A 14,484-nucleotide genomic window follows, 5' to 3' on the forward strand; every position below is an offset into this window, starting at 1 on the left:
CCCCTCCCCTGGGCTCAGCCCTTGTCCGCGCCGCTGGTCAGCCCCTCGGTGAGGAGCTTCTCGGCGGCGAAGAACAGGAGTACCACGGGGATGGTGAGGATGACCGAGCCCGCCATCAGGACGGTCTTGGAGACCTCGATGCCGTTCGCCAGCTGTGCCAGGCCCAGCGACACCGTCCACTTGTCGGGGTCGGCGGCGAGGAACAGCAGCGCGAACAGGAACTCGTTCCACGCGATCATGAAGACGTACAGGCCGGTCGCCATCAGCGAGGGCAGCGCGAGCGGCAGGATCACCTTGCGCACGGTCTGCAGCCGCGAGCAGCCGTCCAGGGCCGCCGCCTCCTCGATGGAGGCCGGGATGGTGACGAGGTAGTTCTTCAGCATGTAGATCGACACGGGCACGGTCTGCGCCACGTACACGATCGCCAGGCCCACCAGATTGCTCGACAGTCCCATCTTCGCGAACATCACGAACAGCGGCACCGCGAGCAGCGTCGCCGGGAACAGGTACACCGCGAGGAACAGCGCGCTGACCTGCCGGCCGCCGAAGAACCTCAGCCGGCTGATCGCGTACGCGCCGGGGACGGCCGCCGCCAGGGTCAGCACGACGGTGCCGATCGAGACGAGCGCCGAGTTCAGCATCAGCCGCAGGAAGCCCTGGCCTCCGTCGTCGGTGGACTTCAGCACGTCCCGGTAGGTGGAGAGGGTGAATTCCTTGGCGGACACCCACAGCGAGCCGGGGTCGACGAGCAGGGCGTCGATCGGCTTCAGGGACAGCATGGCCATGTAGTAGAAGGGCACCAGCGTGATCGCCGCGAGGAACGCGATGACCACCCAGCGCGCGATCCCGAAGAACCGCTCCTCGAACTGTGCGCGTGTCATCAGGACTCCTCCTGCACCTTCTTGGCGAAGAACTTGAAGTAGATGCCGAGCAGCGCCATGAGGATGACGGCGAGCACCAGCGCCTGGGCCGCGGCGGCACCCACGTCGTAGCGGGAGGTGAGGAAGTCGTACACGCGCACCGCCGCGACGTCCGTGCCGGAGCCGCCGCCGGTGAGCAGGTAGACGTCGTCGAACTTGTTGAACGTCATGATGAAGCGCAGCACGCACAGCAGCGCGATCACCGGCATCAGCTGGGGCAGCAGGATGTGCCGGAAGCGCTGCGAGATGGTCGCGCCGTCCACCATCGCGGCCTCCTCCAGCCCGTCCGGCACGGCCTGGAGGCGGGCGAGGAGGAAGAGGAAGGCGAAGGGGAAGTAGCGCCAGATCTCGAAGGCGATCACGGTGAGCAGGGCGAGCGGGATGTCGAAGTGCATCCCCAGCAGGCCGACCTCGTACTCACGGGTGGACAGGAAGGCGATGGGGTCGTCCCAGCCGAGGACCGTCTTGCCCCACTCGTTGACGATGCCGTACTGCGGGCTGAGCGCCACCTCCCAGACGAACGCGACGGCGACGACCGGCGCGACGTACGGCAGCAGCATCGAGCCGCGCAGCAGCCCGCGCCCGCGGAACGGCCTGCGCAGCGCGAGCGCGGCGACCAGGCCGAGCACGACGGAGCCGGCGGTGGCGCCGACGGTGTAGATCAGGGTGGTGACCAGGCTGGACCAGAAGCCGGCGGAGCCGAGGACGTCGCGGAAGTTGTCCAGGGTCCAGTTGCCGAAGATCCCCATGCCCTGGATGTCGACGAGCCCCGCGTCCTGGAAGGCCAGCAGCACCGTCCACAGGATCGGGATGAGCACGACGACCAGCACCACCAGGAAGGTGGGGGTGACGAAGGCCAGGCCGGCGCGGTTCTCCCGGCGGCTCGCCGTCAGCGGCGGGCGGCCGGCGGGCCCGCGCCCGCCGTCTGCGGGGGCGGGGCCGGGCGACGATGCCCGGCTGTGGGTTGTGGTCATGGGTTGCGTACCTCGGTGAAGGGGGCGGGCCGGGGGGCTGCTGCGGGGGCGGTCACTCCAGTGACTGCCGCAGCGCCTCGACCTCTTCCTGGGCTTCGCGGGCGGCCTCGGCGGGCCGGGTCTGTCCGCTGGTCATGGCTCCGATGGACTTGGCCACCGGGAGCTCCCCGTTGGTGGCGCCCACCAGGGCGCCCGCGCCCTGGGTGATGCCCCAGCGCTTCATGTGGCTGACGCCGTCCGCGAGCTGGTCGAGCAGCTCGGTCGGGAAGACCTCGTTCATGGGCTTGCGGGTGTCGACGCCCATCTCGCTGGCGCGCCAGGCGTCCAGGTAGCGCTGCGGTTCCTCGGCGGTGCCCGCGCGGACGGGGATCTTGCCCTCGGGGGCCATGCCGAACCAGTCCTCGTAGCCGGCGCCCATCATGTAGTCGATGAACTTCCGGGAGGCGTCGGTCTCGGCGGTCTTGGTGGTGAGCCAGGACGTGATCTCGCCGAACTGGGCGGGCTCGGCGCCGTCGGGGCCCTTGAGCGAGGTGACGATGCCGCTGTTCCTCGCCAGGTACTCCGGGTCGTCCTTGCACTGCTCGCAGCTGGGCCGGGCGTCCCCCCGCAGTCCGGCCAGCTCGTCCAGGAGGAACGACGACCAGACGATCATGGAGGAGCGGTCGGCGAAGTAGGTGGCGCGGGTGGAGTCCACGGTCTGGGTGCCGGGGGCGCCGTGCTCGCGGGCCAGCTCGTCGTAGGCGGCGAACGCCTGCTCGCAGGCCGGGGAGTCGAGGTCGGCCGCGCCCTCGCCGTCGACCAGTTCGCAGCCGTTGGCGAGGGCAAGGTTCTCGAAGCTCTGCTGGGTGAAGACGTCGCCCGGGTCGGTGGCGGCGGAGATGCCGTCGCGACCCTCGGTGTCCAGCGTGGCGGCGGCCTTCAGCAGCTTGTCGTACGTGTCGGGGGCGGGCAGCCCGGCCTTGTCGAGGAGGTCCTTGCGGTAGACGAGCAGCTGGAGCCAGGCGTCGGAGGGGACGCCGAGGCGGGTGCCGCCGTCCTCGGTGAGCCTCAGCGCGTTGGCGTTGAAGGTGTCCTCGCCCAGACCGTTCACGACCTGCTCGGGGATCTCGGTGTTCAGCAGTCCGTTGCTGTACATCTGCCAGGCCTGGCCGAGCGGCACCGCGCCGATCACGTCCGGGAGGTTGCCGGCCGCGGCGGCGGACATGATCAGCTGGGGCAGCTGGTTCTCGTCCACGCCGACCAGGTCGACCTCGATGCCGGTCTCCTTCTCGAACCGGTCGATCACCTTCTCGGTTGCCGCGATCCGGGGCGTGAGGTTCTCCTCGGACCACACCGTGATCTTGTTGTCGGGCTTCTCCGGGCCGCTGGAGGAGGAGCACCCGGCCAGCACGCCCGCGGCCAGGGAGGCCGTGAGGAGGGCCGCGGTCGTCCTCGACCGCCGGAACCGCTTGAGCATGTCGTGATCCTTACCGCGCTTTGACGGTGGGCGAGAACCCGCCACGGATGGCCGGGTCGTCACGCACCTTAAGCATTGACGCGATGCATCACACCATCACTTTTGCTGCTTGACAAGACATAAGTCTGACGTATCTTCGACACAAGCGGTTAACGCCAGCGGATCAGCCCACCCCCTTCCCCGGAGCATCACGTGGAACGCGTCGTCCAGTTCACCGGCCCACGCCAGGTCGAAGTCGCCGAGCACGAGAGCCTGCCGCTGCCGGCCGGGCATCTGCGGGTGCGCACCCGTTACTCGGGCATCTCCGCCGGCACCGAGCTCACCGCCTACCGGGGCACCAACCCGTATCTGACCCGCACCTGGGACGCAGAGGCGCGGCTGTTCCGCGAGGGTGCGGCCGGGATGGAGTACCCGGTGGCGGGCTGGGGCTACTCCGAGGTCGGCGAGGTGACGGAGGTCTCCCCCGAGCTCGTCGGCACGCCGGGCATGCCGGCCGTCGGCGACCTGGTGTGGGGCATCTGGGGCCACCGCAGCGAGGGCATCGTCCCGGCCGAGCGGATGATCGGCCACACCCTCCCCGACGGCCTGGAACCGCTGGCCGGCGCCTTCGCCCGGGTCGGCGCGATCGCATACAACGCGGTCCTCGCGGCGGGCATCAACCTCGGCGAGGACGTCGCCGTCTTCGGGCAGGGCGTCATCGGCCTGCTCACCACCCGCCTCGCGCAGCTCAGCGGCGCCACGGTGACCGCCGTCGACGCGCTCGACGGCCGCCTGGAGTGGGCGCTGAAGTACGGCGCCGCCCGCACGCTCAACGCCCGCACCGACGAGGTCGCCGAACGCATTCGTGAGGCCACCGGCGGGCGCGGCGCCGACACCGCCATCGAGATCAGCGGTGTCTACCCGGCCCTGCACACCGCGCTGCGCTCCGTCGCCGTCGACGGCAGGGTCGTCGCCTCCGGCTTCTACCAGGGCGACGGGATCGGGCTGCGGCTCGGCGACGAGTTCCACCACAACCGGGTGCAGCTGATCTGCTCGCAGATCGGCGGCGTGCCGCCGCAGCTGGCCGGCCGGTGGACCGTGGAGCGGCTCCAGCGGACGTTCCTCGACCTCGTCGCGGCCGGCCGGGTCGACGTCACCTCGCTCGTCAGCCATGTCGTGCCGGTCGGCGAGGCCGCCGACGCGTACGTGCTGCTCGACGAGCGGCCGGCGGACGCGCTGCAGGTCGTCCTCGAGTTCTGACGGCCCGGCGACCCGCCCGCCATCCCATGATCTCGGCGCCCCGTACCTGACCCCGGGGCGCCGATCGACTCCACTCCCCCACAGCGTCCACGCCCAGGAAGGCACCCCGAACGACCATGAAGCCCCTGAAGACAGCGGCCCAGGAACAGCTGCTCCCCGGCGAGACCCTCCAGGAGAAGTGGGAGTTCGCACAGGCCGCCGGCTACGACGGCATCGAGCTGCGCGCCAAGGGCGGGTTCCACTTCCGTGAGCGGCTGCCCGAGCTCAAGCAGGCGCTCGCCGACGGCGTCGTGATGCCGACCGTCTGCGTGGACATGCTGCACTTCTTCGGCGCCTTCGAAGCCGAGCTGCGCCGCGACGCGATCGAGCAGATGAAGTCGCAGCTGTCGGTGATGGCCGAGATCGGCGGACTCGGTGCCCAGACCCCCGCCTCGTACGGGATGTTCTCCCGCCGGCTGCCGCCCTTCGAGCCGCCGCGGGGCGAGGAGGAGGACCGCGAGGTGCTGCTCGCCGGGCTCGCGGAGCTGGGCGAGCACGCCCGCCGCGAGGGCGTGACGCTCTACCTGGAGCCGCTGAACCGCTACGAGGACCACATGGTCAACCGGCTGGAGCAGGCCGCCGACCTGATCCGCACGGTCGGCCTCGACTCGGTACGCATCGGCATCGACAGCTACCACATGAACATCGAGGAGGCCGACCCGGCCGCCGCGATCCTCGCTCACGCGCAGTGGATCGGGCACGCCCAGGTCTCCGACTCCAACCGCTTCCAGCCGGGCGCCGGACACCTCGACTGGCAGTCGTGGATCGGCGCCCTGAGGGCCGCGGGCTACGACGGCTGGCTGGCCGCCGAGTGCCGGCTGACCGGCGACCCGGTCGAGGCGGTCCGGTCCATCCCCGCGACGCTGCGGAGGAACGGCGCGTGACGCTGGTGATGGAGACCGCGACCCGGTCCGTGTACGCATCCGCGGCGGCCGTGCTGGTCCGCAACTGGACCGGCACGTCCACCGTCCCCTCCCACACCCTCTACCCCCACCAGTGGAGCTGGGACTCGGCGTTCATCGCGATCGGCCTGCGCCATCTGTCGGTGCGCCGGGCGCAGCGCGAACTGGAGTCGCTGCTGGGTGCCCAGTGGGGCGACGGACGCATCCCGCACATCGTGTTCAACCCGGCGGTGCCGAACGAGGCGTACTTCCCGAGCCCCGACTTCTGGCGCACCACCACCGCCGGTGCCGCGAGCGGCGCCCCCGCAGGCACCGAGACCTCCGGCCTCGTGCAGCCGCCGGTGCACGCGCTCGCCGCGTGGCTGGTCCACCGGGCCGACCCCGCCGCGTCCGAGCGGCGCGGCTTCCTGCGCCGGGTGTACCCGAGGCTGGTCGCCTGGCACGGCTACCTCACCGGCCGCCGTGACCTCGGCGGCGCCGGCCTGACGGCGAACGTCCATCCCTGGGAGCCGGGCATGGACAACAGCCCCGTGTGGGACGGCCCCCTGTCGCGGATCGAGCCCGCGCCCGCCGGTTCGTACCGGCGCGCCGACCTCGCCCACGGCGACCCCGCCGACCGCCCGACGGACCTCGACTACGGCCGGTACGTGCGCCTCGCCGCCGACTACCGCGACCGCGGGTACGCCGACGACGCCCACGCCTTCGCCGTCGAGGACCCGGCCGTCAACGCGCTGCTCGTCGCCTCCGAGCACGCCCTCGCCGAGATCGCCGCCGAGGTCGGCGCGGACCCGGCGGCGCACTGGGAGCGGGCAGCGCGGCTGACGGACGCCATGCTCGACCGGCTGTGGGACGCCCGCGCCGGCATCTTCCGGTGCCGGGACGTGGTGTCGGACGAGCAGATCGACGAGCGCGGCGTGGCCGGCCTGATGCCGCTGCTGGTCCCCGGACTGCCGGCCGAGGTGGTCGAGGGACTGCACGCGACGCTCACCGGTCCGCACTTCCGGCTGGGCGAGGTGCCGCTGGTGCCCTCCTACGACGTGAAGGGCCCGGCGTTCGACCCGTCGCGGTACTGGCGCGGACCGGCGTGGTTCAACACCGCGTGGGTGATCGAGCGGGGGCTGCGGCAGTACGGGCTGCTCGCCGACGCGGACGCGCTGCGGTCGGCGATCGTCACGGGCGCGGTGGACTCGGGCTTCGCCGAGTACGTCGACCCGTTCACCGGTCAGGCGCGCGGCACGCGCGGCTTCGCGTGGACGGCGGCGCTGGCGCTGGACCTGGCGGTGACGGAATGAGCGGCGACCGCGTGCTCCTGGTACGGGACGGGACGTTCGCCGCGCTGACCCCGGGCGGCGGCATCACCGGGCGCCGGGGCACGTCCCCCGACGGCCTGTTCCGCTGCGACGCCCGCCACCTGAGCCGCTGGCAGCTCACCGTGGACGGCGCGGAACCGGCGGTGCTGGTGCCCGCGGCGGACGGCGCGGTGCCGGCGGCGTCGGTGCTCATGCCGCAGGGCACGCGCGACGAACCGGCCGCGTACACCGTCTTCCGCGAGCAGGCCGTCGCCGCCGGGGTGCTGGTGGAGCGCCTGCGCCTGGTCAGCAACCGGCCCGTGGAGGTGACCGCCCGTCTGGAGCTGCTGACCGACGCGGACTTCGCCGACCAGTTCGAACTGCGGGCGGACGGACGCGCGTACGACAAGGGCGACGGCCGGCGGTCCACGTCGGTGCTGCCCGGCGGCGTGGAGTTCACCTACCGCCGGGGCGACGCCTGGTCGGCGACCACGACGGTGCGCGGCACACCGGCCCCGGACGCGATCCGCTCGGCGCCCGAGGGCACGGTGCTCGGGTGGACGGTGACCCTGCCGCCGCACGGCGACGCGGAACTGACGCTCCGGGCGGAGGCGCGGACACCCGGCGGCAGCGCGGTCTCGGAGGTGACGTCACCGGCGGAGGCGGCGCACGAACTCGCGGCGGACATCGAGCAGTTCACCCTCCCGGCGATCACGGAGGGGACGGACGCGCCGGCCCGCGCCTGTGCGCAGGGGCTCGCGGACCTCGCCCTCCTGCGCGTCCCCGCCACCGGCCCCGACGGCGAGGCGCTGCGCGTGCCCGGTGCCGGCATCCCGTGGTTCCTGACGCTCTTCGGGCGTGACTCGCTGCTCACGTCGCTGTTCGCGCTGCCGTACCGCCCGGAGCTCGCCGAGCACACCCTGCTGGCGCTGGCCGCGACGCAGGGCACGACGTACGACGCCTTCCGCGGCGAACAGCCGGGGCGCATCGTGCACGAGGTGCGGCTCGGGGAGCTGGCGCACTTCGGGCAGGTGCCGTACGGGCGTTACTACGGTGCGGTCGACTCGACGCCGCTGTTCCTGGTGCTGCTGCACGCCCACCGGGCGCTGGCCGCGCGGCTGGAAGCGCAGGCGCGGGCGGCCGTCGACTGGATGCTCGGCGACGGTGGTCTGACGGAGCACGGCTGGCTCGTCTACACGCCCGACCCGAACGGTCTGGTCAACCAGAACTGGAAGGACTCCGAGGGCGCGATCTGCTTCGCCGACGGCACCCAGGCGGACGGCCCGATCGCGGTCGCCGAGGCCCAGGGGTACGCCTACGACGCGCTGCTCCGTACGGCCGGGCTGGCCCGCGAGGTGTGGGGCGACCCGGAGTACGCCGAGCGGCTGGAGTCCGTGGCGGCGGATCTGCGCGCCCGCTTCCACCGCGACTTCTGGCTGCCCGAGCAGGACTTCCCCGCCCTGGCGCTGGACGGCGCGGGACGCCCCGCGGACGCGCTCGCCTCCGACGCCGGGCATCTGCTGTGGTCGGGCATCCTCGACGAGGACCGGGCGGCGCGCGTCGGCCGCCGGCTGCTGGAGCCGGACTTCTTCTCCGGCTGGGCGATCCGCACGCTCGCGGCCGGACAGGCGCCGTACCACCCGCTGTCGTACCACCGGGGCAGCTGCTGGCCGCACGACAACGCGGTGATCGCCCTCGGCCTGGCCCGGTACGGGCTCACCGAGGAACTGCGGACGCTGGCCGCGGGGCTGCTGGCGACGGCGGAGCAGCACGGCTGGCGGCTCCCGGAGGTCCTGGCGGGCTACTCTCCCGCGGACCATCCGGCGCCGGTGCCCTACCCGCACTCCTGTTCCCCGCAGGCGTGGGCGGCGGCGACCCCGCTGGCGCTGCTCACGGCACTACGGGGCGGCCACTGACGTCGGGCGTCCCGGCGGCCCCTGACGTCGGGCGTCCCGGCGGGCCGCTGAGGCTCAGGGGACCGGATCGCGCTCCACCGGGCAGCTCATGCAGCGCGGCCCGCCCCGGCCCCGGCCCAGTTCGCTGCCCGGGATCTCGATCACCTCGATGCCCTGCTTGCGCAGATGCGTGTTGGTGGTGGAGTTCCGCTCGTAGGCGACGACGACGCCGGGCTCCACCGCGAGGACGTTGCAGCCGTCGTCCCACTGCTCGCGCTCGGCCGCGTGGACGTCCTGGGTGGCGGTCAGCACCCGGATCTCGCTGAGCCCGAGCGCGGCGGCGATCGCGCGGTGCATGTGCTCCGGCGGGTGGTCGGTGACCTTCAGCTCCTTCTCCCCCACCCCTGGCTCGATGGTGTACGAGCGGAGCATGCCGAGGCCCGCGTACTGGGTGAAGGTGTCGCCGTCGATCATCGTCATCACCGTGTCCAGGTGCATGAAGGCGCGTCTCTTCGGCATGTCCAGGGCCACGATCGTCTCCGCGGAGCCGGCCGCGAACAGTTTGTGCGCGAGCATCTCCACGGCCTGCGGGGTGGTCCGCTCGCTCATGCCGATCAGCACCGCGCCGTTGCCGATGACCAGCAGGTCGCCGCCCTCGATGGTGGACGGGTAGTCGGCCTGGCCCTCGGACCAGACGTGGAAGCGCTCGCGCGTGAACAGCGGATGGTGCCGGTAGATGGCCTCGAAGTGCACCGTCTCGCGCTGCCGCGCCGGCCAGCGCATGGCGTTGATGGCGACCCCGTCGTAGATCCAGGCGGAGGTGTCGCGGGTGAAGAGGTGGTTCGGCAGCGGGCCGAGCAGGAAGTCGTCCAGCTCCATGGCGTGGAAGCGCACGGAGATCGGCTCGGGGTGGGCGTCCAGGAACTCCCGCTTGGTCATCCCGCCGACCAGCGCCTCGGCCAGCTCCGCCGCGGAGAGCGTCTCGAACGCGGCCCGCAGGTGGTCGGTGGCCAGCGGGCCGTACTCCTTCTCGTCGAAGACCCGGTCCAGGACGAGGGCCCGCGCTGCCGGGATCGCCAGCGTCTCGGTGAGCAGGTCACCGAAGAGGTGGACGGTGACGCCCCGGTCGCGCAGCACGTCCGCGAACCCGTCGTGCTCGGCGCGCGCCCGGCGCACCCAGAGCACGTCGTCGAAGAGCAGGGCGTCCTTGTTGCTGGGGGTGAGCCTTTTGAGCTCGAGATCGGGCCGGTGCAGGATGACGCGGCGCAGCCGTCCGGCCTCGGAGTCGACGTGGTAGGTCATGCCTCCATCCTGACCACCCGAGCGCGTGTTCACCCCTGTGTTGCGAAGACTGGGCGGCCTCCTTGGTCAGCCGGTGCGCTGCGGCTGCAGCAGCTCGGGCCGGGCCAGCAGCCGCCGGGCGGCGGGCCCCGGGTCCAGCGCGGCCCGGGCGACGATCCACCCGGCGAGCAGATGCGGGTCGGCGGGCTCGCGGGCGAGTTCCTTCGCGTAGCCGTCGAGGGCGGCGGCCGGATCGCCCGCGGCGAGGTGTTCGTCGGGGGTGCTGGGGCCGACGGGGCGGGTGGCGAAGGCGTGGGTGCGGTTGTCCGGCCAGGGTGCGCGGTCGGGGCGCAGGGGCGGGGTGCCGGCAGGCGGCTCAGCGGTCCCGGCGAGCGGGCCGCCCGGAGCAGGGTCTCCCGCGCCGGCCGGCGGTGCCACATTGCGCAGGCGCCACTCCGTGCGGTGCAGAGCGGCGGCGGTGCGCGCCCGAGTGAGGGCGGCGGGGTCGACGGGCTCGCGCAGCCAGGCGTCCAGGGTGCGGGCCAGGCCGCTGACCAGGGCGTGCCCGGCGGGGGTGAGCCGGCCGCTGGTGAGGAGGGTGCGCACCACGAGCCGGCTCTGGGTGCGGCGCAGTGCGAAGTGGTAGGCGGCCGTCTCGGCGTGCTCGGGCTCGGCCAGCCGGTCGCGCCAGAATCCGGCGACGCCGGTGAAGGCGTAGGCGCCGTGCAGCAGACCGGTGAGATGGCGCGGGTCGTGGCGCCAGGGGGCGTAGTAGCGCTCGGCACGGTCGTCGTCGAGGAGCGGGAAGAGGTGGACCAGGGCGGCGAGCTTGCTGTGCTGGAACTCGTGGACCAGTGCCTCGGCGAGCGCGAGTGCCGAGGAGGGGCGGGCGATGACCATGGCGCCGTAGGAGTCGCCGCTGGACGCGGACACGCGGACGTCGGTCGGCGGCTCGGGCAGCAGGCTGGTCCGCTCCCAGGGCACGATCGTCCGGATGACGGCGGGGTCGAGCCGCCCGGGCGGCCCCGCCGCGCCCCCGGCCGCGAGGATCCCGGTGGCCTCGTCGAACAGCCGCTGCCACGCCCCGGCCTCGTCGGCGTCCAGCCGGGCGGGCGGGACGGGGTCGTCGAGGTCGCGGTAGGGGTCCAGGTCCTCCAGGGGGATGGCGACGTCACCGGTGGGAGTGCTGTGGGTGAGGGTGCGCAGCGGCAGCCAGTGAAGCGTTTCGGCACGTGCGGCGGCGCCGACCGGCACGGGCCGCGGACGGCATCTCAGGGACGTCGGCCGCCCGGCCCGGTCCGGACCGGTGAGGGTCAGCTCCCCGGCGCGCGTGCTCGCCCGGCCGGTCGTCAGTCCTTCGGCGCCCTCCGGGAGACAGGCCGTGCCCAGTCCCGGCAGGGACAGCGCGCCGTCGGTCAGCGGGACGAGCAGGTCGGTGTCGGTGCCGGCGCGCAGCGCCGCGGCGACGGTGAGGGCGCCCAGCCGGCCGGCCTCGGCCCACAGTGGCGGTCCGGTCGCCGTGCCGTGGACGCGGCGCAGCATGTGGGCGATCCAGGCGCCCGTCGTCGGCGCGAGCAGCAGTCGTTCGACCGGCTCCGGCGACCGCTCGTACGCCTCCTTCAGCAGCCGCCACACCTCGGCGGCCGGGGTGAGCGGTGTGGGCAGGGTGTCCAGGTGGTCCAGCAGGGTGCGCAGCAGCAACAACCGGCGGGCCCGTTCGGCCCGTTCGAGAAAGGCGACGGCGTCGGCGGAGCCCCCGCCGGCGGCCAGCTCCGCGAACAGCTGCTCGGGCATGCGGAACGGGGTGGGACGCTGCTCGGCGGTCGTCACCGGGGGCCTCCGGTCGGTGGGCGGGCATGCGGAAGCGCTGCGGGGCACTCCCCGTGCGGCGGGCGCGTGAGGAGCCCTATTCGGCGCGGGCGCCGCCCGGTTCGCCTCCGCCCCTGATGCTGCCGCGGGAGCGCAGGACCTCGGTGAGAAGGCGGGTGCCGGGCCGGAGCGGAGCGAGTCCGTCCACGGCGGTCAGGGGCAGTGCCGCGAGGTCCGCCAGGTCCGACTCCACGACGGGAGCCCCCGCCGCGAGGCCGGGCTCTCGGGCGGCGGCAACGGCGTTGCGCTGAGCGGGCGGCTGATGCAAGGTGCGTCCCCCTTCTCGCACGGTGGCACGCGATGCCCCGTGTCCTAATCCATCATGGCCATTGATTCCCGCATCGAAAACCGTACGATCACGCCACCTGATCATCGTCCATCGTACGCATGCCCGTGCGGGTCCCCGAACTCCCTTGACAGCGCGGCGAGTTCATCCTCTCCCCCGGGTTCGCGACCCCGGGGCGGGCCCGTCGGCGTACGCCGTCGCGAACGCGGGGAGCGGGGCCGGGCGGGACCGGTGAGCCCGCCGGTGCCGTCCGGGCGGGCGCCGGTGTGACGGGGCGGGCTCGCGGTGACGCGGGGGATCGGCGCGGCGCAGCCGGGGCGGCGTTCGGCGGGGTGTGCTATCAGCGGGTATGCGCGGGGCGCGCCCGAACTCCCGGCGGGCGGCGGCCCGGTGCGCGGCGGGGAGACCGGGCCGCCGGCCGGTGGTCTCCAGGGAGGCTCGGGGCAGGACGGCCGGATCGCGGGGTACGGCAGAGTACGGCCCGCTTCAGTGAGAGCCGCGAGGCGTGCCCGTACGGCCGGAAACAGTCCCTCCGGATCGGGCGGGCGACGCCCCGGCGGGGCCGCGGGCGAGGGGCCGGAGGGCGCGGTGCCGACCCGAGGGGGCGCGCGAGAGGCGCACGACCGCATGCACGGGCGCCGCGGCCGTCGCGCGAGGCACCAGGGGCGCACGCCGCGACCCGTGGCCTCGCCCCTCCGGGCGCCCCCGGCGGACCGGAGGCGGGCCGCCGCCCCGCGCACGGCACATCGCTCCCCCTGGCGTGGACGACCGCCGCCCCATGCCCCGGGTGACACGGGGACGGTCGGTGTACGACTTCCGATGCGCCGTCAAATCCCGGATATTCTTTGACAGTTGAGGTCGCGCATACGTGCGATGACCCGACCGGGCCGGCCGGCCCACCGACCGCCGGACCGGACGTGCCGGACGAGAGGGGGACACATGAGCCCTGACGCGCTGATCACGCACATCGTGGGTGCCTCGGCCCTGATCCTGGTGGCCGCGCACGCCGGAGGCTGGGCGGCCCGGCGGATGGGGCAGCCGTACATCGTCGGCCAGCTGGCGGCGGGCATAGCGCTCGGTCCCTCGCTCCTCGGCAGCGCGGCACCCGGCGCGTACGCGTGGCTGTTCCCCGACGCGATCGACACGGCACTGACCGGGTTCGCGCAGTTCGCCCTGGTGGTCTTCCTGTTCGCGGTGGGCTACGAGCTGGATCTGAAGCTCCTCGGCGACCGGGCGCGTACGACGGTGACCGTGGCGCTGGCCTCCTTCGTGGTGCCGATGGCGGCGGGCAGCGGCGCTGCGCTGCTGTTCCGCGAGCAGCTGAGCGGCCTCGGCATGCCGCGTGACCCCTCACCGGCCGTGCTGGTGTTCGCCGGGATCGCCCTGTCGATAACGGCGGTGCCGGTGCTGACGGCGATCGTGCGGGAGAACGGTCTGGCCCCGACGGTGCCCGGCGTGGTCGCGGTCTCGGCGGCGGGACTGCTCGACGTGGTCTGCTGGACGGTACTGGCCGGCGCGATGATGGACAACGGCGACGACCATGCCCTCGCCTGGCCCTGGCGTGTGGTGCTCGCCGTCGGCTTCGTCGCCCTGATGCTCGTCGCGGCCCGGCCGCTGCTGCGCCGGCTGCTGTGGCGCACGCGGATGGACCCCTCGCTGCGCCTGGCGCTGCTCATCGGCTTCGCCCTCGGCTCCGCCTGGGTGACCCACTCCCTGGGCCTGCACGTGATCTTCGGTGCGCTGCTGGCGGGCGTGGTGGCGCCGCGGGAGCCGGGCGGCACGCTCGATCCGGATCTGCTGCGGCCGATGCACGAGGTCAGTTCCCTGCTGCTGCCGTTCTTCTTCGTCGTCTCCGGACGGTCCGTCGCGCTGCACACCATGGACGCGGCGGGCTGGATCACCCTGCTGGTGGTGACCGTGCTGGCGGTGGTCACGAAGATCGGCAGCGGTACGGCGGCGGCCCGGCTGGGCGGACTGGACCGGCACGACGCGCGCACGGTGGGCGTCCTGCTGAGCGCCCGCGGCCTCACCGAGCTGATCGCCCTCAACGCCGGACTGCAGGCGGGCCTGCTCAGCCCCGGTCTGTACACGGTCCTGGTGTTCATGGCCCTGGCCACCACCCTGCTGACCCAGCCGCTGCTGCGCCTGACCCGCCACCTGGCCGAACGCGAGCGGCGCACCCGCCCGCCCTACGAGACCGACACCGACACCGACACCGCGCCGAAGCGGCCGGCGGGCCAGGACGGGACCCGCGCGGCTCCCGTGGCCGACATGAGCTGACGCGACCGCCGGCATGAGCGGACGCACCACCGACAGAAGCTGACGCACGGCCGG

At 73.3% G+C, this 14,484-nt stretch carries 11 protein-coding genes; 5 read left to right on the forward strand and 6 right to left on the reverse strand.

Going from position 1 to position 14,484, the window contains the following annotated elements:
- Window positions 1–14 precede the first annotated feature (14 nt).
- From AB0412_RS28540 to AB0412_RS28550, 3 genes are read right to left on the reverse strand one after another with little or no spacing between them, the layout of a single operon-like run.
- Entirely contained in the window at window positions 15–881 is an 867-nt protein-coding gene (locus AB0412_RS28540) for a carbohydrate ABC transporter permease (protein ID WP_366405467.1), read from the reverse strand.
- Complete coding sequence (locus tag AB0412_RS28545; RefSeq protein ID WP_366405468.1) at window positions 881–1,894, reverse strand: sugar ABC transporter permease; 1,014 nt, start codon at window positions 1,892–1,894, stop codon at window positions 881–883. The genes AB0412_RS28540 and AB0412_RS28545 overlap by 1 nt, the downstream gene beginning before the upstream one ends.
- Window positions 1,895–1,946: 52 nt before the next feature.
- Window positions 1,947–3,350 (reverse strand): extracellular solute-binding protein, encoded by a 1,404-nt coding sequence (locus tag AB0412_RS28550; protein ID WP_366405469.1) that lies wholly within the window; start codon window positions 3,348–3,350, stop codon window positions 1,947–1,949.
- A 192-nt stretch (window positions 3,351–3,542) separates the two neighbouring features.
- On the opposite strand from AB0412_RS28550, the gene AB0412_RS28555 reads away from it, so the two are divergent.
- From AB0412_RS28555 to AB0412_RS28570, 4 genes are all read left to right on the forward strand, one after another.
- Window positions 3,543–4,589: a zinc-binding alcohol dehydrogenase gene (locus AB0412_RS28555; RefSeq protein ID WP_366405470.1), complete on the forward strand. Its 1,047-nt coding sequence runs from the start codon at window positions 3,543–3,545 to the stop codon at window positions 4,587–4,589.
- 116 nt (window positions 4,590–4,705) lie between these two features.
- A complete protein-coding gene (locus AB0412_RS28560) occupies window positions 4,706–5,512 on the forward strand; it encodes a sugar phosphate isomerase/epimerase family protein (protein WP_366405471.1) in 807 nt (268 codons plus the stop codon).
- An 8-nt stretch (window positions 5,513–5,520) separates the two neighbouring features.
- Window positions 5,521–6,822 carry a trehalase family glycosidase gene (locus tag AB0412_RS28565; protein WP_366405548.1) on the forward strand — a complete coding sequence of 434 codons (1,302 nt, stop codon included), beginning with the start codon at window positions 5,521–5,523 and terminating at the stop codon, window positions 6,820–6,822.
- Window positions 6,819–8,735, forward strand: coding sequence for a glycogen debranching N-terminal domain-containing protein (locus AB0412_RS28570; RefSeq protein ID WP_366405472.1), 1,917 nt, complete (start codon window positions 6,819–6,821; stop codon window positions 8,733–8,735). The genes AB0412_RS28565 and AB0412_RS28570 overlap by 4 nt, the downstream gene beginning before the upstream one ends.
- 54 nt (window positions 8,736–8,789) lie before the next feature.
- Here the strand turns inward: AB0412_RS28570 and AB0412_RS28575 are convergent, their stop codons facing one another.
- The 3 genes from AB0412_RS28575 to AB0412_RS28585 all read right to left on the reverse strand — a co-directional run bounded on the left by AB0412_RS28575 (window position 8,790) and on the right by AB0412_RS28585 (window position 12,132).
- Window positions 8,790–10,016: an arginine deiminase gene (locus tag AB0412_RS28575; RefSeq protein WP_366405473.1), complete on the reverse strand. Its 1,227-nt coding sequence runs from the start codon at window positions 10,014–10,016 to the stop codon at window positions 8,790–8,792.
- Between the two features lie 66 nt (window positions 10,017–10,082).
- Window positions 10,083–11,825 carry an HEXXH motif domain-containing protein gene (locus AB0412_RS28580; RefSeq protein WP_366405474.1) on the reverse strand — a complete coding sequence of 581 codons (1,743 nt, stop codon included), beginning with the start codon at window positions 11,823–11,825 and terminating at the stop codon, window positions 10,083–10,085.
- 76 nt (window positions 11,826–11,901) lie between these two features.
- Window positions 11,902–12,132 carry a hypothetical protein gene (locus AB0412_RS28585; protein WP_366405475.1) on the reverse strand — a complete coding sequence of 77 codons (231 nt, stop codon included), beginning with the start codon at window positions 12,130–12,132 and terminating at the stop codon, window positions 11,902–11,904.
- 957 nt (window positions 12,133–13,089) lie between these two features.
- Here AB0412_RS28585 and AB0412_RS28590 point away from each other — a divergent pair.
- The gene (locus tag AB0412_RS28590) at window positions 13,090–14,430 is read left to right on the forward strand and encodes a cation:proton antiporter (RefSeq protein ID WP_366405476.1); all 1,341 of its coding nucleotides are present in this window, start codon (window positions 13,090–13,092) and stop codon (window positions 14,428–14,430) included.
- The last annotated feature ends 54 nt before the right edge of the window (window positions 14,431–14,484 follow it).

This window comes from Streptomyces sp. NPDC052012 (genome assembly GCF_040689265.1).
Classification (GTDB): domain Bacteria; phylum Actinomycetota; class Actinomycetes; order Streptomycetales; family Streptomycetaceae; genus Streptomyces.

Excerpts from the sequence above, each read along its gene's own strand:
- AB0412_RS28540 (WP_366405467.1), bottom strand. The coding sequence starts at position 881 with ATGACACGCGCACAGTTCGAGGAGCGGTTCTTCGGGATCGCGCGCTGG.
- AB0412_RS28545 (WP_366405468.1), bottom strand. The coding sequence starts at position 1,894 with ATGACCACAACCCACAGCCGGGCATCGTCGCCCGGCCCCGCCCCCGCA.
- AB0412_RS28550 (WP_366405469.1), bottom strand. The coding sequence starts at position 3,350 with ATGCTCAAGCGGTTCCGGCGGTCGAGGACGACCGCGGCCCTCCTCACG.
- AB0412_RS28560 (WP_366405471.1), top strand. The coding sequence starts at position 4,706 with ATGAAGCCCCTGAAGACAGCGGCCCAGGAACAGCTGCTCCCCGGCGAG.
- AB0412_RS28565 (WP_366405548.1), top strand. The coding sequence starts at position 5,521 with ATGGAGACCGCGACCCGGTCCGTGTACGCATCCGCGGCGGCCGTGCTG.
- AB0412_RS28570 (WP_366405472.1), top strand. The coding sequence starts at position 6,819 with ATGAGCGGCGACCGCGTGCTCCTGGTACGGGACGGGACGTTCGCCGCG.
- AB0412_RS28575 (WP_366405473.1), bottom strand. The coding sequence starts at position 10,016 with ATGACCTACCACGTCGACTCCGAGGCCGGACGGCTGCGCCGCGTCATC.
- AB0412_RS28590 (WP_366405476.1), top strand. The coding sequence starts at position 13,090 with ATGAGCCCTGACGCGCTGATCACGCACATCGTGGGTGCCTCGGCCCTG.